Genomic DNA, 19,752 nt, shown 5'->3' with positions numbered 1-19,752 from the left:
GACCTGGACGACTTCGCTGTGGTTCGTTCCCCAGTTGCTCGCGCTAGCAGTCGCGATGGCGGTGATCTACCAGGATCGCAACGAGCCGCCTGTCGGCTGTTATCTGGTCGTGTCCGGTGTCGGTGTGCTCATCGGAGGCGGACTGGCTTTGTCCAGTTCTCCGAGTAGGAGAGGTGTCGCGCTCGGGCTGCTCACCGCAGCCGCCCTGCTGCTCTGCGTACCAGCACTGCGGTTCTTTCCCTTGGCTTTGCCGCTGGCGGTGATCTGGTTCGCGGCCGCTTCCGCCGACGAAGACGCTAGTTCGTTGTCCCGATTCGGCCGCCCATTCTTCGCCGGATGCTCCGTGGCCATGCTTGTCAACGGGATTCCCTTGATCGCCACGGTGTACTATTTGCTCTTCCTCTATGCCTTTGTCTTTGCCGCTGAGCTGGCGTTAGTCGCAATCCTGTTCCTTTTGAAGGGCAAGGCTCGGCAGTTCGGAACGGGAATCGCGATCTCTTGGTTGGGGCTGGGTCTTTCGATCCTCGCATCACTTCCTCTGTGGTGATACCGACCGTGTAGCTGCGGCTGGTTCTGTTCGACTGCTGGGCCGCGTTCGGCAGCGTGATCAGGCCGAAACCCGGTCGGCGGCGAGGAAATCGTTGATAAAGCCCTGCGCCCGGTTCTCCAGGTCGGCGTAGTGGGCCTGGCGCGCCGCGCCGGTGAGGGCTTCGTCGAGCAGCAGGTTGCCCGCGGCATCCAGGCGCTGCCGCTTTTCTTCCGCGCCGGGCAGCAGCCCCACCGTTGACTGCGTGAGACCGCAGTAGTAGGCGATACCGTCGTCGAGTTGTGCGCTGAGCGCATCCTGCATCGGTCCGACGAGCGCGTCGTCGTCTGCCACGCCCGCCAGGCCCAGCCACAGCATCCGCTTGCCTGCGAGCCGGGGTTTGCTGCGCCCGTAGGCGAATCCGTAGTTCCACACCCGATCGATCCAGCCCTTCAGAATCGCCGGGACCTGCATCCAGTACACCGGGAACACCGCGACGATCACCTCGGCGTCGAGGATGCGCCGCATATGGCTCTCGACTTCGGGGGAGTAGGCCTTCTCCCGGTTGCCCCATTCCGGGAGGTCGGCGGCGGTCATCCGGGGATCGAAGTTCTCGGCGTGCAGGTCAAGAAGATCGATCCGGTAGCCGGCCGCGGTGAGCCGCCGGATGGTCAGTGCGGCGATATGGGCGGTCAGCGAATCGGGCCGGGGATGGGCGACGACGACCAGCGCGGTGCGGGTGATCGCGGTGTCCACGGTCGGGTTGTGCGGCAAGGTGGCCTCCACTGTGGGTCCGGAGTTCCGGACGATCGGTTGTTCGGTCCGGACTTCATTCCATACCGTGACCAGTGGACGATCTATGGCTGAAGATCTACATCTGATAGGAGTTCGTCTACTCTCGATGGTGTGGATCCTCTGAGCAAACTGCTGGGCGGTATACGCGCCGAGGGAGCTGTGCTCACCACCGCGGTCTTGGAAGCACCGTGGAGCATCCGATTCGCCGACGAGGCGCCGTTGACCATGGTCACCGTGCTGCGCGGTGCGGGGACACTGCTGCTGCCGGGCGGTCTCGAACGCCGGATCACTATGGGGGACACCGCGATCGTGCGCGGTCCGCAACCGTTCGTTCTCGTCGACCGCGCCGATACTGTCGGCCTGCCGCACGAGGAATACCAGGTCGCCTGCTTCGCGCCGGACGCGAAATGCGATCCCGCGCTCGATCGCGGTCGCTGGGAGAACGACCTCACCGGTGAGACCGCTCTGATCGTCGGCGCCTATCGGGCTTCCGGCCGACGCCACGAACGTCTGCTGCGTGCGCTACCGCCAGTCCTGGTGGTGACCGACGACGTGGAGGTGTGCGCGTGGATGGAGTCGGTCGCCGCCGATGCCGCCCGGCGTCCGGCCGGAGCGCAGGCGATGATGGACCGGCTGCTCGACTGGGCGCTGGTCTGCACGCTGCGCGACTGGTTCGATGAACTGGACGCTGACGCGCCGGGGTGGTATCGAGGGCCGGCCGATCCGGTGGTCGGGCCGGCGTTGGAGGCCATGCACGGAAAGCCCTCCACTGGTTGGACGGTCGCGTCGCTGGCCGCCGAGGCGGGGGTATCCCGGGCGCTCTTCGCACGGCGGTTCTCCGAGGTCATGGGCCAGTCGCCGCTGGCGTACCTCACCGAATGCCGGATGGATGAGGCGGAGGAACTACTGGCTGACCGGAGTCTCACCGTGGCGCAGGTGGCGAAGGCCGTCGGCTATGCGGACGCTTTCGGTTTCAGCGCGGCGTTCAAGCGACTTCGAGGTATCCGCCCCACTGATTTCCGCGCTGCCACCACCGGTCTCGGAGCGTGAACCGGTTCCGCCGCTTCGAGACCGACTCAGCGCGTTCTTGATCGGCAGAGCCGAGTGAAAACTTCCGACGTCGTCGATGCAGAGGTGGCGATCACCCGTCTCGATTCGGAGGCGGGGGAGCACGTGGTGCTCGGCGACATCAGCTTCGCCGACCCGGTTTGGTAGTCGCTGGCTCGGCCAACCTGTCCGCACCGAAAGCACTGGTCAGGGGTCGCGTGGTAGCGGCGGGGTAGTACAGGTATCCGCCGCTACCGCACCGGCCTCATGCCTTGATGAAATCGAGGATGTCGGCATTGAGCTGCGTGGCGTGCGAGATCATGATGCCGTGTCCGGTCGCCGGGTATTCCTTGTAGGTGCTGCCCGGAATCAGATCCTTGATCACCCGACCGCAGAGGTCGATGGGAGCCGAGGCGTCGGCGTCACCGTGGATGACCAGCGTAGGCACGGTGAGTGCGCGCAACTCGTCGCGGAAGTCGGCGTGGTAGATCGCATTCATGATCTCGTCCGCGGCGAGAAGTGAACAGTCCATGCACTTCTGCACCATCCACGCGATCCGCGCCGAGGACACCTGGTTGCCCAGATGCGTCGCGAAGAACGCCTGCGCGTTCTGTTCCATCCACAGCGGCCGATCCGCGGCGCGGGCCGCGCCCACCGCATCGAAGACGGCCTTCGGCACGCCGTTCGGATTGTCCTCGGCCTGCGCGAAATACGGCATCGTCACCGATACCAGCGCGACCCGGCTGATCCGATCGCTGCTGTACCGGGTCAGATACCGGACGATCTCACCGCCCGCCATCGAATGCGCGACCACGGTGACTTCGCGCAGATCGAGATGGTCCAGGAATGCGGCCAGATCCGCGGCCAGCGTGTCGTAGTCGTACCCGTGCCCGACCCAGTCCGACTTGCCGTGTCCACGCCGGTCATACGACAGGCACCGCAGGCCCTGCTTGGACAGCGGCAGCATTTGCAGCTCCCAGGAAGTGCTGCTCAACCAGCCACCGGCCAGGAAGAGCACCGGCTGTCCGGAACCCCAGTCCTGGTAGTGCAGTGTGGTGCCGTCGTGCGATTCGAAGTAGGGCATCGTTTTCTCCAATCCTCGGATACCTGATCATCATCTCGGATCCTGATAATGAAGTCGATTACCTCTCGGGTAAGTGCCCTTCGACACCTGAAACCCCGAGCGAGGGCACGGACTCCTACGAGTCCCGTGCCCTCGCTCGAGTTCGGGGCAGTGGTTGTTCGGTGTTCCGCTTCCGGGGGAGCGCCGTTTTCGCGTTCAGCCCTGTCGGGCAGCGCTTTTCCCGTCGCCATGCTCGGAGTACCTTGTCGGTGGGACTGTTCGGTGGCAGAGGGGGCAGAGGGTTGGTCGGGGAGCAGCCAGCGCTGTCGGTCGATACCGATGCAGTCGAAGCTGTGGGGCGCTTGGCCTTCGATGTCGCCACTCAGTGCCGGGACGGGTATTCGGCCTTGGAGACCGATGTCCGGGACATGCTGGAGAGCTGGACCGGTAGCAACGCGGGCGCTTTCGCGGCCGGGTGGGAAGAGTTCCATCAAGGGGCGGTGCAGGTGTGGGATGCGCTGTTCGAGCTGGCGGAGAAGCTGGGAATCACCGCGGACACCGTGCGCGGCGCCGATCAATCATTCGCGGCGGGCGTCAGCTCGCTCGATCTGCCCTGAGGGGGGACCGTATGTCCGATGAACAGGCGTTCTCGGTCGATCTCGACAAACTCGAAAACTTGGCCGCCCGAATCCGCGGCTTCGCGGGGTTGCTGTCCGATCAGCTGACGGCGATCGACCAGAAAGTCAAGGAGGTCGATGCCGCGTCGGCCGGTGCGGCGATGGCGGCCTACCGCGAGGCGCACGACGAGTGGTTGGCGGGAGCCACCGACATCGCCGAAGGGCTCACCGTTTTGGAGGAGGCCGTGAAGCTCGCCCACGATGGCTATACCGGCGCTGTCGCTGAGGGATTGAGGATCCTCGGGGTATGACGGCTCTGGCTGTCGATCCGAAGGCGTACTACCAAGCGGCCACCAACTGCTTCGACGCCGCATCCGCGCTGCGGGACAGCTTTCTGTACATCTTCGCGGAGCTCTCCGAATGCGGATCGATGGCGGGCGTAGACGAGAACGGCCAGGAGTGGGCGCGTTCGTACACCACCTCCGCCTACGAGGCCGTGGGCTTCTTTCAGGACGTCCACGCCACGCTGTACGCATATGGCAGCGCCCTCAACGACATCGGCTTCACACACGCGCAAGCCGACGCCACCATGAAGGGCACACCGCAGCCCGACCGGCCGACCGACCCGGGAATGCCCGTGTTCGGCCCGTTCTCCGTCCCGGCTTCCGCTGGTGGCCCCGGCCAAGGGATCGTCGACAAGGGCATCAATATCATCAGCCACATCGGCATCCCCGTTCCCGACGGCGACACCGGAAAACTCGCCAAGGCAGCCGACGCCTGGGATCGCCTCGGCACGATCTATCAGAACACGAACGCCCGCGACAAGATCACGATCGCGGCGAGCCTGTTCGACAGTGTCACCGCCGACGACGCGGGCCACATCCGAGACGACCTCAAATCCCTTGCCAGTTCAATCGATCAACTGCTGACCGCTTGCACGCAGATCAGCCAGTCCTGCCTCGCATACAAGGACGCGCTGACGGAACTCCGCAATGAGATCAAGGGCTTCTTGGATTCTCTCGTCCAAGAGCTTGCCATCGACGCCGCGATCACCGTGGGCCTGTCGCTGATCAGCTTCGGAGCGGGAGCGGTCACCGCCGCCAAGGCTCTGGACTCGGTGCGGAAATGGGCCGGGAAGATCAAAGACGGCATCATCGCCTGGCGTGCGCGCAAGGCCCTCCAGATCGCGGGGATCCGCCAGGAGGCGAAGGACGCCGCCGTCAAGGCCAGGAAAGTGGTTACCGACCTGCGCGATCGACTGCGCGGGAAACGCGCCGGTGATGTGACCAGTGCCCCTAAACCACCGTCTAAGGCGATCGTAGACGAGAAGAAGTACGAGTATCTCTTCGGTAGGGCGGCGGAAGACGCGCACAACTCTCCAAGATCGTTGCAGAATCTCTCCCAATTGAACCGTGTAGGAGTTTTCGACAACCAGGCTGGAAGGGAACTGCTCAATAGTCATTTCGACGAGGTCGTCCGCACTGACAGTAATATCGCGAGAACCTTCTCGAATGATTATGGAGACTTCCAAGTACGGGAGTCGCTGTTCGTCGGTCCGAACGGTATTCTAAAGTTTGAAACAACATGGCAAGTGACGCCGGAAGGCTTACGCTTGACAACTGTGATTCCGAAGGGTGGAGGAGCGTAGTGGCCGATCATGAGTTCATTGAGCCGGAAGAGTCGGAGTTCTTGGAGGCTTTCGGGGCCGATCGTGTAGCCATCCCCGGAGCTACTGCTTCCTTTGTGGTGAGTATAGACTCCGACGAGAGAAACGAACTGGAATTATCATACGATGTAATAGCGCGATCCGCGCGAGTGCGTTGGTTACAGGACTCGATGCTCGTGGTGGATATTTTCCGAGAACAGGTGAACCGTATTTCGGTCGAAGGCGGCGGGGTGATCAAAATCTCGACTAGTGGAGTCGATCTTTCGGGCGAATTAGCTGTAGAGGTGTATCCGATCCGGATCAGAGATGTGTCGTTGACCCGGTGAATTCTGTCGGTCGTATGCTGCTCGCGTGGAACGCTGTCGGAGACAGGATTTCTACATCTGTCGACATAGCATCGATAATGTCTTGGCTGCGTACCTGAGGAGATTGCATAGTGGACACCCATGCTGCCGATGCTGAACTGTCGTCGATACTGGCGCGCTCTAGGAGTGGTGACAATGCTGTAAGAAACGCAGCAATACCTGACCTCGGGCGAAATATCCACTCCAGCAGTGTGCGGCGACGACTCCAAGAAATAATGGTTGATGACGCGATCGTGACCATGCGAGTCGACGCGGCTGAGCAACTTGTCCGTTTCGGTGGCGAAAATGAATTATTGGCGGTCTTGACTGAACTGGGTCGACGCCGAAACGACCCTGATATTGACTATACAGCCTACATGTTGAGCGAGCTCGCGATCTTCGGAGAGTTTCCCCTCCTGCGCAATGCTCTGGCTATAGATCAATCCAGATTGTCACCTGATGCGAGAATAGGTTTGAGTAGCCTGCGGGAGCTACTGAAACAAATGGCAAGCCGGAATGTATGTCCGCGTAGTCAGATAGTGCATCATGTCGCGTCGGATGGCGCAGTGCACGTGCAGGGATTGACGAAGCTGGCCGGGCCTGCGGCACCGGGCGAGATTTCGTGATAGGAGCAGTGTGAAATTAGCGCGGGTGCTGCCTGGTTCGCACTCGGCGGACTGGAAGGTGCGTGAGGGTGCTGCTACCGAACTCGGGAAAATGCTCCCGTCGGAGCAAATAATCCAACGACGTCCGAACTTCTCGGTGACGATGACATGGCAGTAGAGCTGGAAGCGACTGAGACGCTGGCTCGTTTCGGTGGCCGAGCTGGACTCGTGGCCATCCTCGGCGAGTTGGGGCAACGCGTCGACGATCCCGATTCTGACTACATCGCCTACCGTCTGCGAGAGTTGCAGACCAACGATCGGATACCGATCCTACAGGATTCTCGTAAGATCATGAATCTATCTAGAACTGGGTTCTCCGGTGACGCGAGATTACTGGGACTATTCGCTCCTTTCTAATCTGTACCTCGAGGACAGCTACGTCCTCGACGTCATCGAGCGGCCTGGAGAAGTCGTGTTCGTCCTTGAAGTTGCGCTGACGCCCGAGCATTCGAGGTATCGCGCCCCGAGCCCCTGGGAGCGGTATTGCCATATCCGTGGCGACCTCGCATTCGTGAAAGTGCGTCGTGTCGAATGGCTGGAGCGATCTTTCCAGAAGTATAAGGATGCGTCAGGATCGGAAGATCTGGGAAACATAGATGTATTGACCAACACTGACGGGGTGTATTACATGGAGGGCGATTGGGGGAAGGTGCGAATCTGGAGCGACAACGATCCGCAGTTCGAATTTTCGGAGAAGCCGGAGTGAACGTTCGCGTGGGTAGGCATGGGCTCTGGGGATGGTGCTAGGGCAGGAAGGCGTATTTGTCGTGATCGAGAAGCTGGAAGCTCGGCAGTTCGGAATGGGATCGCCATCTCCTGATCGGCCCTGGGGCTTTCCATCCCGGTGTCGCTGCCCGTGTTGTGACGCCAGGCTTGCCGTATCCGGGTGTGCAGCGTCTGCGATGTGGAGATTGAAGAGGCTACCGCCGACCCGGCTGGAGTCGTGTTGGCCTAGATGGCGTCCGGCGCTGCCATCGCGCGGCGAACCTTACATGCCTGCCGATCTTATTAAAGGTTATCTGTTAACCTTTAATAAGGAGGTGGCATGGCAAAGTTTGCGCGACGGCGGTGGGCTGGCAACCTGGATGGTGGCGGCCTGTCTCGACGGGACCGTGGCTCTGGCACATACAAGGTGTACCTGCCCGATTCGCTGACTGGTCGCCGCATCGTCTTGACCAGCGAGACCGCTGCCGACGTGGTCGACGCGGAGGTGGCGATAGCTCGTCTCGATACCGAGGCGGTAGCGCTTGTCGAGACCGAAGCGTTGTCTCGGTTGCTGCTGCGCGCCGAGGCCATCGCATCGTCACGGATCGAGGGGCTGGTGGTCGGCGCACGTCGGCTATTGCGCGCGGAGGCGGCGCGCCAGCTCGAGGGCGAATCATCAGACGTGACGGCCGCTGAGGTTCTGGCGAATATCGACGCTATGACGCTGGCCACCAGTGCGGTCGGCCGTGGTGAGCCGATCACCGAGGAAGTTCTGCTCGAAGTCCATCGGCGGTTGCTCACCGGCACCAGACTCGCACAGCACGGCGGGTGTTTTCGAGATGCGCAGAACTGGATCGGCGGCAGCTCCTTCAATCCCTGCTCGGCCGCATTCGTTCCGCCGCCCCCAGAGCTTGTCCCCGAACTTATGAAGGACTTGATCGCGTTTTGTAATAGCGACGATCTGCCTGCTGTCGCGCAAGCCGCCATCGCCCACGCGCAGTTCGAGACGATCCACCCATTTATCGACGGCAATGGCCGAACCGGTCGAGCATTGATCCATCTGATTCTGCGCCGCCGTGGCGTGGCCGAACGCGTCGTCGCGCCTGTCTCGCTCATCCTCGCCACGTGGAGCGACAGCTATATCGACGGTCTGACTCGCTTCAGGTACGTCGGTGCGCCCGATTCCCAACAGGCCACCGACGACTTGAACATCTGGGTGGCGCGCTTCGCCGCGGCCTGTACTCGCGCGGCGCAGGATGCGACCGCTTTCGAGATCAAAGCTGCTGAACTGCAGAGATCGTGGCGAGATCGAGTGGCGCCGGTACGGGCGAACTCCGCGCTGGATCTGCTGCTCGGCAAACTGGTCGGAGCTCCGATCCTCACCGTGGCCACAGCGGCGACGCTGACCGGGCGCAGCTTTCCGGCCGCGAACGCCGCCGTACAGCGCCTGGCCGAAGCTGGAATCCTGCGTCAGCTCACCGTCGGGCGACGCAACAGGGCCTTCGAGTCGCCGGAGGCGATCAGCGTTTTCACCGCCTTGGAACGGCGTCTTGCCAGCCCGGAGGGTGACACACGAACATCAGACCCAGCACGCCCGGTGCCGTCGAGGAAGATGCAGTCCGGCGGTTGACCTGCGGCCGACGAGGGCGCCGGCTCTCCCGATTCGAGCGCCCGCGTGCTCTCAGGACGTCAGTGTCATCACGGACGGCTCGTCGTTCGACATGGAGTTGGCTGCTGTTGGGCTAATCGTCCGGCGCTCAGGGGACGATCCGAGGGGCACGGAAGACGTTCAGCGGCGGTTGAATTCGCCGTCTTTGGTTGCGGACAGGAAGGTGTCCCAGGCGGCGGGGTTGAATCTCAGGGCTGGTCCGGTCGGGTTCTTGGTGTCGCGCATGCCGATCGTGCCGTCGTTCAGGTGGGCGATCTCTACGCATTGGCCGTTGGAGGCGCTGTGGCTGCTCTTGAACCAGCGGGCTTCGGATAGGTCAGCGGTCACCGTCATAACTCCTTGCTACCCGGCGGAGCAGGTCTCGCGAGGTCTTCTCGTCCAGCGCCGTCTGGCGGATGGCTTCGGCCATTTCAGTGTAACGCTGGACTATTTCTGGTCTTTCGAGATAGAGATCGCTACTCATCCCGCCGTCTAGATAGACGACTGGGGGTTCGATCGGCGATCCCTTGCTGTTGGTGCCGAAGTCCAAGAGAACAAACGAGCCATGCAAGATGCCGCGTGTGTATCCGGCCGAATACGGGTGGATGCGCAGCGTGACGTTGGGTCGAGTGCTGACATCGGCCAGGTAGCGATGTTGGTTGGCCATCACTTTCGAGCCGCCGACCATCCGGTACAGCGCTGCTTCATCCAGAAGCACGTGAAGGTCGACGGGGCGGGTCTTTCGGGTGACAGCCACCTGCCTGTTGAGGCGGACCCGCACGCGGTGTTCGATTTCCTCGGGAGAGCCGTCGTGCAGAAACGCGCCGATCAAGGCTCGGGCATAGTCAGCGGTCTGTAGCAGTCCAGGCACCTGGACCTCGTAAGACGTCAGCCGCTGGGCCGATCGCTCCATGCCGACGTACATGTTGAAGGCATCCGAGAACAGTCCGCCGAGCGGAGTGATGCCGTCCTCGTCGCGCGCCGTAGCCGCGCGCGACGCCAGCCCCACCGCCTGTTCGGTCTGCTCGGCCTTCACCTCGTACAGCATGCACAGTTCGCGTACGTCCTGGCGGCGCGGCTTCACCGCCCGTCCGGTTTCGAGGCGTTGTAACCCGTTGAAGCTGAGCTGAACTTCCTTCGCGGCGACGGCGATCGTCAGTCCGCAGCCCTCGCGCGCTTCGCGCAGAAATCTACCGAGCTGGCGGCGCAGCAGCGTCGGCGACTCGATTTCGGTCATCGGCTTTCCCCCAGATGAATGAATCCAGCACACGGTCTGAACTGCATCCATTGATACCCCAGAAGTCGATGCTGTCCAGGGCTTTCGGAGAAGTTGTCGGGAATACGCGAATCAGGTCGAAGTGGGCGGTGCCCGGCTGGTGTGCTTTGCGTGCGCCAGGTCGCTGAACAGGACTTTCTCGATTCCAAGCGGCAGGCGTTCCGCGATAGGGCGCACTTCCGACTCACTCGACGGCAGGGGAAGCCAATGCAAGAAGGCTTGTTTCGGGACACTCCCACCACCAGGTGCGGGTTCTACCGCCGTATCGGCGGACTCGCGGCAGGCGTGGACCCGCACAGCGGACGCATCACGGTCCCGGCTGGCAGCGTATGGGGATTGGGGATGGCGGCGTATCTCGGCCACGAGGTCCGCGAGGAACTGCGGCGGCGGGGAAGCGCTACCGGACCGATCGTGTCCTACCCGAGGTCGGGCTGCTGGGTCTTTCTCGTGCGTCCCGATCTTCCGGACTCGACCGCTGCGTTCGCCCAGTTGTATCGGGCTGGTGTCACGGTTTACGCCCACGGCCGGGTGATCGCGTTGCCGTCGCCGGCCGACCGGCCTCCTGTGGTACGGCGTTGGGTCGAGCCGCCTCGGGACGGTTTCCGGCCCTCGGCGATGGTGGTGGTCGCGGCGATCGGCCGATTCCTTCCGCCGCGAGCGATCAACCTGTCCGCGCTCGGCGTCTCCGGAGTTTCGACCCGGGCCAGGGGAGTTCGGTGACAACCGATCCCCGGCGTCCACTGAGCGCCAACGAGGTTCGTGCGCGGCGCCTGCCGGGCACCCGCGCATTTTTCGACATCTTCAACGCCCGCGTCGAGCCGGCGGACGCGCTGATGGTATCGGCCGTGGGGCTGCTCGGCGTGTGGGTCCGGCATTACGAGACCCGCAAGCCCGGCCGTCCGATGAGCCAGCGGTTGGCCTATTTGATGGACCTGCATATCTGGGCCATCGACCGATATGTGGAAGACCTGCTCGAAACGGCGGGTCACCGGCCTGCCGCGGACGCCGAGGAGACGCATTACTCCTACGGCGAGATGGTCAGCCTGCTCACCGCGGATTTCGTGCGCTGCCGCCGAGAGGAACGGCAACCCGGCGGCATCACCGAGGACCAGATTCTCCACCACGTGCGGCACTGGGACGGGTTCAACGCCATGGTGGACGCGGTAGCCGCCGGGCGAGTGCGCCCGAAGATTCCGCACAGGGCGCGGCCCGCGTCTCCGGCTGCCGAACCGCAGGAGAGGGTGTGACCACCCCCCGCCCAGAGGAGCCCGATGTCCACCTGCGCGTCCTGCTCGGCGGCCTGAGTCTCGACTTCGCCGCTTGCCATACCGCAGCCGTGCGGTTCATCAAGGAGTGGCGTGGCGCGATCACCCCGTGCGACGGGGCCGCGAGTGGCACACCGTCGAGAGGCTCACTCGGCCGATGGCGCGGTGGTGTGCCACTCGCGGACGCCGCGTGTCATCGGCGGTCCGGATTGTCATGGAGGTCACCGGCGAGGATGTCGTCGACGCGTGCGGCAAGCGTGGGATCGCCGCTGGCGAAACGGTTCAGGCGTAGAGGCCGCGATCGGCGGACCCGCATCGCGGCCAGGTGAATAGCGTCGCGAAGGATATCCGCACTGCTGACGCCCGTCCGCATTGCCGCGTCCTCGATGACGGCCAAGTCGGCAGTATCAGCGTGGACCGTGATTCGCTCGAGAGGCATATGCACACTGTGGCAGAGGTGCGCGAAGCTATCGCGAGCCATATGGGAGGCGGTTCATTTCGGCTCTGTGCGAGGGGACGAACGCCGGAAGCCGGGCGCAGCGAGCGCTACGCCGCGCTGGTGTGCGGCGTGAAATTGACGCGCGCGTCGTCGGCGTCGATGGCGATGTTCAGCGAAGCGTCCAGGGCTCGTGCCAGCTTTGTCAGTAGCGGAAGGGTGGGGATGGCGTCGGATCCCTCGATTCGGGAGATCTTCGCCTGCGTCAGTCCCGCCCGGGCGGCGAGTTCGGCTTGGTGAGGCCGAGCTCCGTGCGGCGGTTGTATACGGGGCGGCGAGTTCCATGGCCGGTCGGATTTCATGACGCACTTCGCTGACGGCCTCGGGCTCGGTCAGTCCCTGGTCTCTACCGTCTTCCATCGACTATGGGACATCACTGCCCTCCCTTCTCGACCGACCTGCGCGTCAGAATTCCAGCTCGGACCAGGGGATGTGGATGGGGAACGGGAATCCGATGGTGATGGCATCGGAGTTCTTCGGGGACCACTCGTCCGTTACGAGGTAGTTGGCCGTGCGCAAGGGGTGCACGCCGGGCGGAAGCAGCTTGCCGTGGGTCGTCTCCAGCGCGAAAGCGCGGACCATCTCGATGGCACTCCTCTCGCGTTCCAGCGCCACCTCCCAGTACATGGGGATGCCTGCCCTGGCATAACGCGCCTGCTTGGCGTACATGTCGGTCTGAGTGTTCGACGGAGAAAGGACCTCGCCGACCAGCAGCACATCGGCAGCGCGGACATCCTGGTAGGGGCGCGGGAGGCAGCGGTGTATCAGGAAGTCCGGCGTGACGAAGTCCGACTTTTCTGATTCACCGAAGAAAACGTTGGTTTCTGTGTGGACCCTCCAGCATTGTTGCGGGTCCGCCGCCATGTTTTCACGGGCGCACCGACGCAGTCCGCTCCACAGCAGGTTGGTGAATTCTTGATGTTCGGCAGGCCCCCGTCGTAGCCAGACGACACGCCCGTCCCACAGTTCGATCTGTCCGGCGATCTCTTCGGGCAGTTGTTCGAGTTCCTCCCAGGTCATGCACTCCGGGAGATCGGGACGTTCGCCGCGCGGACTTGCCATGGCTTCATGTTAGCCGGGTCACGGGCTGTTTCCGCTGGTCATGAGTCCAGCGAATCGGGCACCTCACACACCCCGATTTTGCCCCAGTCAACCCCTTGCCTACACTAGAGCGGTTGCCTGGGCACCTCCATGCCCGCATGCGTGCGCTCGGGCGATCGAAACTCATCCGGTCGGCAAGGGTCGGCCGGACCATCCGAATTGTCGTAGGCCCACGGCCGCCATGCGTGCATGGCGGCGCTGTATGGGAACCGCGGCGAGAAAGGTGTCTAGGTCGAACCATGACCATGACTGATCCGATCGCAGACTTCCTGACACGTCTGCGCAACGCCAACTCGGCGTACCACGATCAGGTGAAGGCTCCGCACTCGAAGCTCAAGGCGAACATCGCCGAGATCCTCAAGCGCGAGGGTTACATCGCCGACTACCGGACCGAGGACGCACAGGTGGGCAAGACGCTCATCGTCGACCTCAAGTACGGCCCGAGCCGTGAGCGCAGCCTCGCCGGCGTGCGCCGCGTCTCCAAGCCCGGTCTGCGCGTGTACGCGAAATCCACCAACCTGCCCAAGGTGCTCGGCGGCCTCGGCGTGGCGATCATCTCCACGTCCTCCGGCCTGCTGACCGACAAGCAGGCGGCCAAGCAGGGCGTGGGCGGCGAAGTCCTCGCTTACGTCTGGTAAGGGAGGTCAGGACAATGTCGCGTATTGGTAAGAAGCCCATCGCAATCCCCGCTGGCGTCGACATCACCATCGACGGCCAGGACATCTCGGTGAAGGGGCCCAAGGGCACCCTGTCGCTCACCGTCGCCGAGCCGATCACCGTCGCCAAGGGCGAGGACGGCCAGCTCGAGGTCGCCCGTCCGGACGACGAGCGCCGCAGCCGCGCGCTGCACGGCCTGACCCGCACTCTGGTGTCGAACATGGTCGTCGGCGTGACCCAGGGCTACGAGAAGAAGATGGAAATCTTCGGCGTCGGTTACCGCGTCGCGCTGAAGGGCCAGAACCTCGAGTTCGCCCTCGGCTACAGCCACCCGGTGCCGATCGAGGCCCCCGAGGGGATCACGTTCGCGGTGGAGTCGCCCACCAAGTTCTCCGTGTCCGGAATCGACAAGCAGAAGGTCGGCCAGATTTCGGCGGTCATCCACGGCCTGCGCAAGCCCGACCCGTACAAGGGCAAGGGCATCCGCTACGCCGGCGAGGTCGTTCGCCGCAAGGTCGGAAAGACGGGTAAGTGATCATGGCGCAAACCGAAAACCAGAAGGCCAAGCGCATCCCCCTGGGCAAGGACGTGTCGACGCAGCGCCGTCTGTCGAAGACGCGCCGTCACTTCCGCCTGCGCAAGAAGCTCGCGGGTACCACCGAGCGTCCGCGCCTGGTGGTCAACCGCTCCTCGCGCCACCTGCACGCGCAGCTGGTCGACGACTCGGTCGGCAAGACCATCGCCGCCGCCTCGACCATCGAGGCCGACGTGCGCGCGGTGGACGGCGACAAGTCGGCCAAGAGCAAGAAGGTCGGCGCCCTGCTGGCCGAGCGTGCCAAGGCCGCCGGTGTCGAGGCCGTCGTGTTCGACCGTGGTGGTCACGACTACCACGGCCGGATCGCCGCACTGGCCGATGCCGCTCGCGAAGGTGGGTTGAAATTCTGATGATCGATAACAAGAACGGAAGGAACGTCTGATGCCGGGACGTCAGAGGCGTGACGGCGGAAGCGGACCCGCCGGACAGAATGGCAGCGCCCCCGAGGGCGGCCGCGGCGATCGTCGCGGTGGCGGCGACCGTCGGGGCGGTGGCGACCGTCGCGACAACGCCGCGGAGAAGAACCAGCTCGAGCGGGTCGTCGCGATCAACCGCGTCTCCAAGGTCGTGAAGGGTGGTCGGCGCTTCAGCTTCACCGCCCTCGTGATCGTCGGTGACGGCAACGGCCTGGTCGGCGTCGGCTACGGCAAGGCCAAGGAAGTTCCCGCGGCAATCCAGAAGGGTGTCGAAGAGGCTCGCAAGAACTTCTTCCGCGTCCCGATGATCGGCTCCACCATCACGCACCCGGTTCAGGGTGAGGCGGCCGCCGGTGTGGTCATGCTGCGTCCGGCCTCGCCGGGTACCGGTGTGATCGCCGGTGGCGCGGCTCGTGCCGTGCTGGAGTGCGCCGGTATCCACGACATTCTGGCGAAGTCGCTCGGTAGCGACAACGCCATCAACGTCGTGCACGCGACTGTCACTGCCCTCAAGCAGCTGCAGCGTCCGGAAGAGGTCGCGGCCCGCCGTGGCCTGCCGCTCGAGGACGTCGCCCCTGCCGGCATGCTGCGTGCGCGCGCTCAGGCTGCCGGAGGTGTCAAGTAATGGCAGATCTCAAGGTGACCCAGATCAAGAGTTCGATCGGCGCCAAGAAGAATCAGCGGGACAGTCTTCGGACCCTCGGTCTGCGCGGTATCCGCAAGACCGTGGTCCGCGAGGACAACGCCCAGAACCGCGGGCTGATCAACGTCGTGCGCCACCTCGTGACCGTTGAGGAGGTCTGACATGACCATCAAGTTGCATCACCTGCGTCCGGCTCCCGGCGCCAAGACCGAGAAGATCCGTGTGGGTCGCGGTGAGGGCTCCAAGGGCAAGACGGCGGGCCGTGGTACCAAGGGCACCAAGGCGCGCAAGAACGTCCCGGCCGCCTTCGAGGGTGGGCAGATGCCGATCCACATGCGGCTGCCCAAGCTGAAGGGCTTCACGAACCCGTTCCGCACGGAATACCAGGTCGTGAACGTCGGCAAGATCGCGAAGCTGTTCCCCGAGGGCGGCGAGGTCGGCAAGGCCGAGCTCGTGGCGGCCGGTGCGGTTCGCAAGAACCAGCTGGTCAAGGTCCTTGGCGATGGTGAGATCGGCGTCGCGGTCCAGGTGACCGCGGACAAGGTCACCGGCGCGGCGAAGGAGAAGATCACCGCCGCCGGTGGCACCGTCACCGAGCTGGGCTGACGGTACTCTGCATTACAGCGGCACCGGACGAGTGGAGAGCTCGTCCGGTGCCACTGTTAGAGTTCAATTGTTGTCTGCCAAGCCTCGTCGTGGTTTCGGCGTCCCTTCTGTGTCGAGCAGGGACATCGCTGAACATCCATGTCATGACCATGTCGTTCGCCAGGAGGATCAGTGCTTTCCGCCTTCGTATCGGCCTTCCGGACTCCGGACTTACGGCGGAAGATTCTCTTCACGCTGGGGTTGATCGCGTTGTACCGGCTGGGTGCCTCGCTGCCGTCCCCCGGCGTCGACTACAAGGCGGTCCAGGAGTGCATCGACCTGGTCTCGGGCGGTGAGTCCGGCGGCATCTACCAGCTGATCAACCTGTTCTCCGGTGGTGCGCTGTTGCAGCTGTCGGTCTTCGCGATCGGCATCATGCCCTACATCACCGCGAGCATCATCATCCAGCTGCTCACGGTCGTCATCCCGCGGTTCGAGGAACTGCGCAAGGAAGGCCAATCCGGCCAGACCAAGATGACGCAGTACACCAGATACCTGTCGATCGCCCTCGCGATCCTGCAGGCCACCGGCCTGGTCGCGCTCGCGGCCCGCCGCCAGCTGCTGCAGGGCTGCCAGAAGGACATCCTGGCCGACACCAGCATCTTCGGCATGATCATCATCGTGCTCGTGATGACCGCGGGCGCGGCGCTGGTGATGTGGTTCGGCGAGCAGATCACCGAGCGCGGCATCGGCAACGGTATGTCCCTGCTGATCTTCTCGGGTATCGCCGCCCGCATCCCGAGCGAGGGCAAGGCGATCCTGGACAGCCGGGGCGGCCTGGTCTTCGGGCTGGTGTGTGTCGCCGCGCTGGCGATCATCACCGCCGTGATCTTCGTCGAGCAGGGCCAGCGCCGGATCCCGGTCCAATACGCCAAGCGCGTGGTCGGCCGGAAGATGTACGGCGGCTCCTCGACCTACCTGCCGTTGAAGGTGAACCAGGCGGGCGTGATCCCGGTCATCTTCGCCTCGTCGCTGCTGTACCTGCCGAACCTGGTGGCGCAGCTGACGGGGTCGCAGAACAACCAGAACCCGAGCTGGTGGCAGGAGATCATCCAGAAATACCTGGTGAATCCCGGCAACCCGGTGTACATCGCGATCTACTTCAGCCTGATCGTGTTCTTCACCTACTTCTACGTCGCGATCACCTTCAACCCGGAGGAGCGCGCCGACGAGATGAAGAAGTTCGGCGGCTTCATCCCGGGCTACCGGCCCGGCAAGCCGACGGCCGACTACCTCAACTTCGTCCTGAGCCGTATCACCCTCCCCGGCTCGATCTATCTCGGTCTGGTAGCGGTGCTGCCGAACCTGTTCCTCGACATCGGCGCCTCCGGCGGTACCCAGAACCTTCCGTTCGGCGGTACCGCGGTGCTGATCATGGTGAGCGTCGGTTTGGACACCGTGAAGCAGATCGAAAGCCAGCTGATGAATCGAAATTACGAAGGGTTCCTCAAGTGAGAGTTGTACTGCTCGGTCCGCCGGGCGCCGGTAAAGGCACCCAGGCCGTCCTGCTGTCGGAGAAGCTGGGCGTTCCGCACATCTCCACCGGGGACCTGTTCCGCGCGAATATCAGCCAGCAGACCCCGCTGGGTCGCGAGGCGCAGAAGTACATGGACGCGGGCGACCTGGTGCCCAGCGACGTGACCAATCGCATGGTGGAGGCGCGGGTCAACGAGCCCGACGCCGCCAACGGCTTCGTCCTCGACGGCTACCCGCGCACGGTCGACCAGGCCGACGCGCTGGAGAAGATCCTCAAGCACATGAACACCTCGCTGGACGCGGTGCTGCGCTTCGTCGTCCCCGAGGACACCGTGGTCGAGCGGATGCTCGCGCGCGGCCGCGCCGACGACAACGAGAGCGTGATCCGCAACCGGCTGCGGGTGTACCGCGAGGAGACCGAGCCGCTGCTGGACCACTACGACGGCCTGGTCGTCTCGGTGGACGGCGTCGGCGAGGTCGACGACGTCAACGCGCGGGCGCTGCGCGCGCTGGGCCACTGAGCCGACTCGCGATGGAGCACTGAGGGCGGATGGTCTTCAACCGCAAGAAGAAGGTCGTGCCGTTCCGGACGGCAGGCGAATTGGATGCCATGGCGGCGGCCGGCGCGATCGTCGGCCGCGCTTTGGTGGCCGTGCGCGCGGCCGCCAAGCCGGGGGTGTCCACCGCGGAACTGGACGAGGTCGCCGAGCAGGTGATCCGGGACGCGGGCGCGGTGCCCTCCTTCAAGGGCTACCACGGCTTCCCGGCGTCCATCTGCGCATCGGTGAACGACCGCGTTGTGCACGGGATTCCGACGGCGGGGGAGATTCTCGCCGAGGGCGACCTGGTGTCCATCGACTGCGGCGCGATTCTCGACGGCTGGCACGGCGATTCGGCCTGGACGTTCGGCGTCGGCACCATCATCGAGGCCGATCGGTTGCTCAGCGAGGCGACCAAGTCGTCGATGGAGGCCGGTATCGCGGCGATGTTGCCCGGTAACCGGCTGACCGACGTCTCGCATGCCATCGAGCTGGGCACCCGGGCGGCCGAGAAGGAGCACGGGCGCGGCTACGGCATCGTCGACGGCTACGGTGGGCATGCCATCGGGCGCGAGATGCACCTCGATCCGTTCCTCGCCAACGAAGGCGAGCCCGGTAAGGGCCCGAAGCTCGTGGTGGGATCGGTGCTCGCGATCGAGCCGATGCTCACGCTCGGCACCACCCAGACGAAGGTGCTCGACGACGACTGGACCGTGGTCACCGTGGACGGCAGTCGTGCGGCACATTGGGAGCACACGGTCGCCGTCACGGAGGACGGACCCCGGATCCTGACGTTGCGTCCGGAGTAGTGCACGGCCCTCGGGCTGCCCCGGTTCGGTGACACTGCGCGGCGAGGAAACGAGCCGCACCGACGCCAGGAATCCCTGGTCGATCTCGCCGTTTCTCCGCGTGCCGACACGATGCGCCGACACGCCACCGGGCGATACCCAGCGTTCGCTGGATCGGTGACGTCGTTCCTTGCACCCGCGTCCTTCGTGTCGAGCCGAAGCGGCGGGCCCGGTCGGTGCCCGTGCGGGGTGGAACGGTTACTTTCTCCTTGTTTCGGAACTGTTCTGAACGATGCCGTCAGCGTATGGCCGGGCAGTAGCCGGTGACCTGAGTAGACCGCTACTCGAATCGACTTGGCGCACGCCGCAGTTCGCCGCTATCCGGCCTGCTCCGTGGACACCGCGACGGGGCGGGCAACGCTGTGGCCTGGCTATTTCGTGTGCGTAAGTAGCCGTTCAGTCCGCGCGGCGCAGAGTCGTTCGCAGCACCGAAGTGACTATCGGCAGATCGAATTCGCCTCCGGCCGTCTCCGGCCTCGCCAGCAGATAGGCCCTGATCCGGCCGAGCACTTCGGTCCGCTCGTCGGGGGAGATCACCACCGTGTGCGATTGCGTACCGATGGTCGCGGTCAGGGACTCTGCGGTGCGCCGATATCGGTACGGGAAGGTCGACCGTTCGAACTCGTGGTCGCGGAACAGCGGGTGACCGGGTAGCGCCACTTGTCCGCTCGGCGGCGGGGGCGTGGATACGCTGGACCCGGCCACTCTTTTCGGCGCGA

Annotated in this window: 28 protein-coding genes; 20 read left to right on the top strand and 8 right to left on the bottom strand. The window is 64.1% G+C overall.

Annotation, left to right across the window (positions count from 1 at the left end; translation table 11 throughout):
• The first annotated feature begins 55 nt into the window (after positions 1-55).
• Entirely contained in the window at positions 56-547 is a 492-nt protein-coding gene (locus ACWEH3_RS03100; RefSeq protein ID WP_450015038.1) for a hypothetical protein, read from the top strand.
• A 60-nt stretch (positions 548-607) separates the two neighbouring features.
• Here ACWEH3_RS03100 and ACWEH3_RS03095 read toward each other — a convergent pair whose 3' ends face one another.
• On the bottom strand, positions 608-1,300 hold the full coding sequence (locus ACWEH3_RS03095) for an NAD(P)H oxidoreductase (protein WP_450015039.1): 693 nt from the start codon (positions 1,298-1,300) through the stop codon (positions 608-610).
• 132 nt (positions 1,301-1,432) lie between these two features.
• On the opposite strand from ACWEH3_RS03095, the gene ACWEH3_RS03090 reads away from it, so the two are divergent.
• Positions 1,433-2,371, top strand: a complete 939-nt coding sequence (locus ACWEH3_RS03090) for an AraC family transcriptional regulator (protein WP_450015040.1) — start codon at positions 1,433-1,435, stop codon at positions 2,369-2,371.
• 262 nt (positions 2,372-2,633) lie between these two features.
• Here the strand turns inward: ACWEH3_RS03090 and ACWEH3_RS03085 are convergent, their stop codons facing one another.
• The gene (locus tag ACWEH3_RS03085) at positions 2,634-3,452 is read right to left on the bottom strand and encodes an alpha/beta fold hydrolase (protein ID WP_450015041.1); all 819 of its coding nucleotides are present in this window, start codon (positions 3,450-3,452) and stop codon (positions 2,634-2,636) included.
• Here ACWEH3_RS03085 and ACWEH3_RS03080 point away from each other — a divergent pair.
• The 7 genes from ACWEH3_RS03080 to ACWEH3_RS03050 all read left to right on the top strand — a co-directional run bounded on the left by ACWEH3_RS03080 (position 3,419) and on the right by ACWEH3_RS03050 (position 9,058).
• Positions 3,419-4,048 (top strand): WXG100 family type VII secretion target, encoded by a 630-nt coding sequence (locus tag ACWEH3_RS03080; protein WP_452358258.1) that lies wholly within the window; start codon positions 3,419-3,421, stop codon positions 4,046-4,048. The two genes, ACWEH3_RS03085 and ACWEH3_RS03080, sit on opposite strands and share 34 nt — an antisense overlap.
• Before the next feature lie 11 nt (positions 4,049-4,059).
• Positions 4,060-4,359, top strand: a complete 300-nt coding sequence (locus ACWEH3_RS03075) for a WXG100 family type VII secretion target (protein ID WP_450015043.1) — start codon at positions 4,060-4,062, stop codon at positions 4,357-4,359.
• Positions 4,356-5,696 (top strand): WXG100-like domain-containing protein, encoded by a 1,341-nt coding sequence (locus tag ACWEH3_RS03070; protein WP_450015044.1) that lies wholly within the window; start codon positions 4,356-4,358, stop codon positions 5,694-5,696. Before ACWEH3_RS03075 ends, ACWEH3_RS03070 begins: the two co-directional genes overlap by 4 nt.
• Positions 5,696-6,040 (top strand): hypothetical protein, encoded by a 345-nt coding sequence (locus tag ACWEH3_RS03065; protein ID WP_450015045.1) that lies wholly within the window; start codon positions 5,696-5,698, stop codon positions 6,038-6,040. The genes ACWEH3_RS03070 and ACWEH3_RS03065 overlap by 1 nt, the downstream gene beginning before the upstream one ends.
• Before the next feature lie 110 nt (positions 6,041-6,150).
• Positions 6,151-6,684: a hypothetical protein gene (locus ACWEH3_RS03060; RefSeq protein WP_450015046.1), complete on the top strand. Its 534-nt coding sequence runs from the start codon at positions 6,151-6,153 to the stop codon at positions 6,682-6,684.
• Between the two features lie 358 nt (positions 6,685-7,042).
• On the top strand, positions 7,043-7,429 hold the full coding sequence (locus ACWEH3_RS03055) for a hypothetical protein (protein ID WP_450015047.1): 387 nt from the start codon (positions 7,043-7,045) through the stop codon (positions 7,427-7,429).
• 489 nt (positions 7,430-7,918) lie between these two features.
• A complete protein-coding gene (locus ACWEH3_RS03050) occupies positions 7,919-9,058 on the top strand; it encodes a Fic family protein (RefSeq protein ID WP_450015048.1) in 1,140 nt (379 codons plus the stop codon).
• A 159-nt stretch (positions 9,059-9,217) separates the two neighbouring features.
• Here the strand turns inward: ACWEH3_RS03050 and ACWEH3_RS03045 are convergent, their stop codons facing one another.
• Together ACWEH3_RS03045 and ACWEH3_RS03040 are read right to left on the bottom strand one after the other, a co-directional pair.
• Positions 9,218-9,430 (bottom strand): DUF397 domain-containing protein, encoded by a 213-nt coding sequence (locus ACWEH3_RS03045; protein WP_450015049.1) that lies wholly within the window; start codon positions 9,428-9,430, stop codon positions 9,218-9,220.
• Positions 9,414-10,313, bottom strand: coding sequence for a helix-turn-helix domain-containing protein (locus tag ACWEH3_RS03040; protein WP_450015050.1), 900 nt, complete (start codon positions 10,311-10,313; stop codon positions 9,414-9,416). Before ACWEH3_RS03040 ends, ACWEH3_RS03045 begins: the two co-directional genes overlap by 17 nt.
• Before the next feature lie 246 nt (positions 10,314-10,559).
• Here ACWEH3_RS03040 and ACWEH3_RS03035 point away from each other — a divergent pair, with 246 nt between their 5' ends.
• Complete coding sequence (locus ACWEH3_RS03035; RefSeq protein ID WP_450015051.1) at positions 10,560-11,072, top strand: DNA-directed RNA polymerase subunit beta; 513 nt, start codon at positions 10,560-10,562, stop codon at positions 11,070-11,072.
• Positions 11,069-11,599 carry a hypothetical protein gene (locus tag ACWEH3_RS03030; protein ID WP_450015052.1) on the top strand — a complete coding sequence of 177 codons (531 nt, stop codon included), beginning with the start codon at positions 11,069-11,071 and terminating at the stop codon, positions 11,597-11,599. The genes ACWEH3_RS03035 and ACWEH3_RS03030 overlap by 4 nt, the downstream gene beginning before the upstream one ends.
• 211 nt (positions 11,600-11,810) lie before the next feature.
• Here the strand turns inward: ACWEH3_RS03030 and ACWEH3_RS03025 are convergent, their stop codons facing one another.
• The 3 genes from ACWEH3_RS03025 to ACWEH3_RS03015 all read right to left on the bottom strand — a co-directional run bounded on the left by ACWEH3_RS03025 (position 11,811) and on the right by ACWEH3_RS03015 (position 13,175).
• Entirely contained in the window at positions 11,811-12,056 is a 246-nt protein-coding gene (locus ACWEH3_RS03025) for a ribbon-helix-helix protein, CopG family (RefSeq protein WP_280246593.1), read from the bottom strand.
• A 107-nt stretch (positions 12,057-12,163) separates the two neighbouring features.
• On the bottom strand, positions 12,164-12,415 hold the full coding sequence (locus ACWEH3_RS03020) for a helix-turn-helix domain-containing protein (protein ID WP_450015054.1): 252 nt from the start codon (positions 12,413-12,415) through the stop codon (positions 12,164-12,166).
• Positions 12,416-12,518: 103 nt separating this feature from the next.
• The gene (locus ACWEH3_RS03015) at positions 12,519-13,175 is read right to left on the bottom strand and encodes a Uma2 family endonuclease (RefSeq protein WP_450015055.1); all 657 of its coding nucleotides are present in this window, start codon (positions 13,173-13,175) and stop codon (positions 12,519-12,521) included.
• Between the two features lie 278 nt (positions 13,176-13,453).
• Here ACWEH3_RS03015 and rpsH point away from each other — a divergent pair, with 278 nt between their 5' ends.
• From rpsH to map, 9 genes are all read left to right on the top strand, one after another.
• Entirely contained in the window at positions 13,454-13,852 is a 399-nt protein-coding gene (gene rpsH, locus ACWEH3_RS03010; RefSeq protein WP_039795549.1) for a 30S ribosomal protein S8, read from the top strand.
• A 14-nt stretch (positions 13,853-13,866) separates the two neighbouring features.
• Positions 13,867-14,406, top strand: a complete 540-nt coding sequence (gene rplF / locus ACWEH3_RS03005; protein ID WP_356964784.1) for a 50S ribosomal protein L6 — start codon at positions 13,867-13,869, stop codon at positions 14,404-14,406.
• Positions 14,407-14,408: 2 nt separating this feature from the next.
• Entirely contained in the window at positions 14,409-14,816 is a 408-nt protein-coding gene (gene rplR, locus ACWEH3_RS03000; protein ID WP_355076134.1) for a 50S ribosomal protein L18, read from the top strand.
• 31 nt (positions 14,817-14,847) lie between these two features.
• Positions 14,848-15,507, top strand: coding sequence for a 30S ribosomal protein S5 (rpsE, locus tag ACWEH3_RS02995; protein WP_039795557.1), 660 nt, complete (start codon positions 14,848-14,850; stop codon positions 15,505-15,507).
• Positions 15,507-15,686 (top strand): 50S ribosomal protein L30, encoded by a 180-nt coding sequence (gene rpmD / locus ACWEH3_RS02990; RefSeq protein ID WP_039795559.1) that lies wholly within the window; start codon positions 15,507-15,509, stop codon positions 15,684-15,686. The genes rpsE and rpmD overlap by 1 nt, the downstream gene beginning before the upstream one ends.
• A 1-nt stretch (position 15,687) precedes the next feature.
• Positions 15,688-16,131, top strand: a complete 444-nt coding sequence (rplO, locus tag ACWEH3_RS02985; RefSeq protein ID WP_039795561.1) for a 50S ribosomal protein L15 — start codon at positions 15,688-15,690, stop codon at positions 16,129-16,131.
• 171 nt (positions 16,132-16,302) lie between these two features.
• The gene (secY, locus tag ACWEH3_RS02980) at positions 16,303-17,625 is read left to right on the top strand and encodes a preprotein translocase subunit SecY (RefSeq protein ID WP_355076137.1); all 1,323 of its coding nucleotides are present in this window, start codon (positions 16,303-16,305) and stop codon (positions 17,623-17,625) included.
• Positions 17,622-18,167: an adenylate kinase gene (locus ACWEH3_RS02975; RefSeq protein ID WP_379251983.1), complete on the top strand. Its 546-nt coding sequence runs from the start codon at positions 17,622-17,624 to the stop codon at positions 18,165-18,167. Before secY ends, ACWEH3_RS02975 begins: the two co-directional genes overlap by 4 nt.
• A 29-nt stretch (positions 18,168-18,196) precedes the next feature.
• Complete coding sequence (gene map / locus ACWEH3_RS02970) at positions 18,197-18,994, top strand: type I methionyl aminopeptidase (protein WP_355076141.1); 798 nt, start codon at positions 18,197-18,199, stop codon at positions 18,992-18,994.
• 435 nt (positions 18,995-19,429) lie between these two features.
• Here the strand turns inward: map and ACWEH3_RS02965 are convergent, their stop codons facing one another.
• Positions 19,430-19,693 (bottom strand): hypothetical protein, encoded by a 264-nt coding sequence (locus tag ACWEH3_RS02965; RefSeq protein ID WP_450015056.1) that lies wholly within the window; start codon positions 19,691-19,693, stop codon positions 19,430-19,432.
• Between the last annotated feature and the right edge of the window lie 59 nt (positions 19,694-19,752).

It is taken from the genome of Nocardia sp. NPDC004718 (assembly GCF_053601535.1).
Note: the sequence above shows the minus strand (reverse complement) of the source record. Positions and strands in the feature narration are given on the sequence as shown.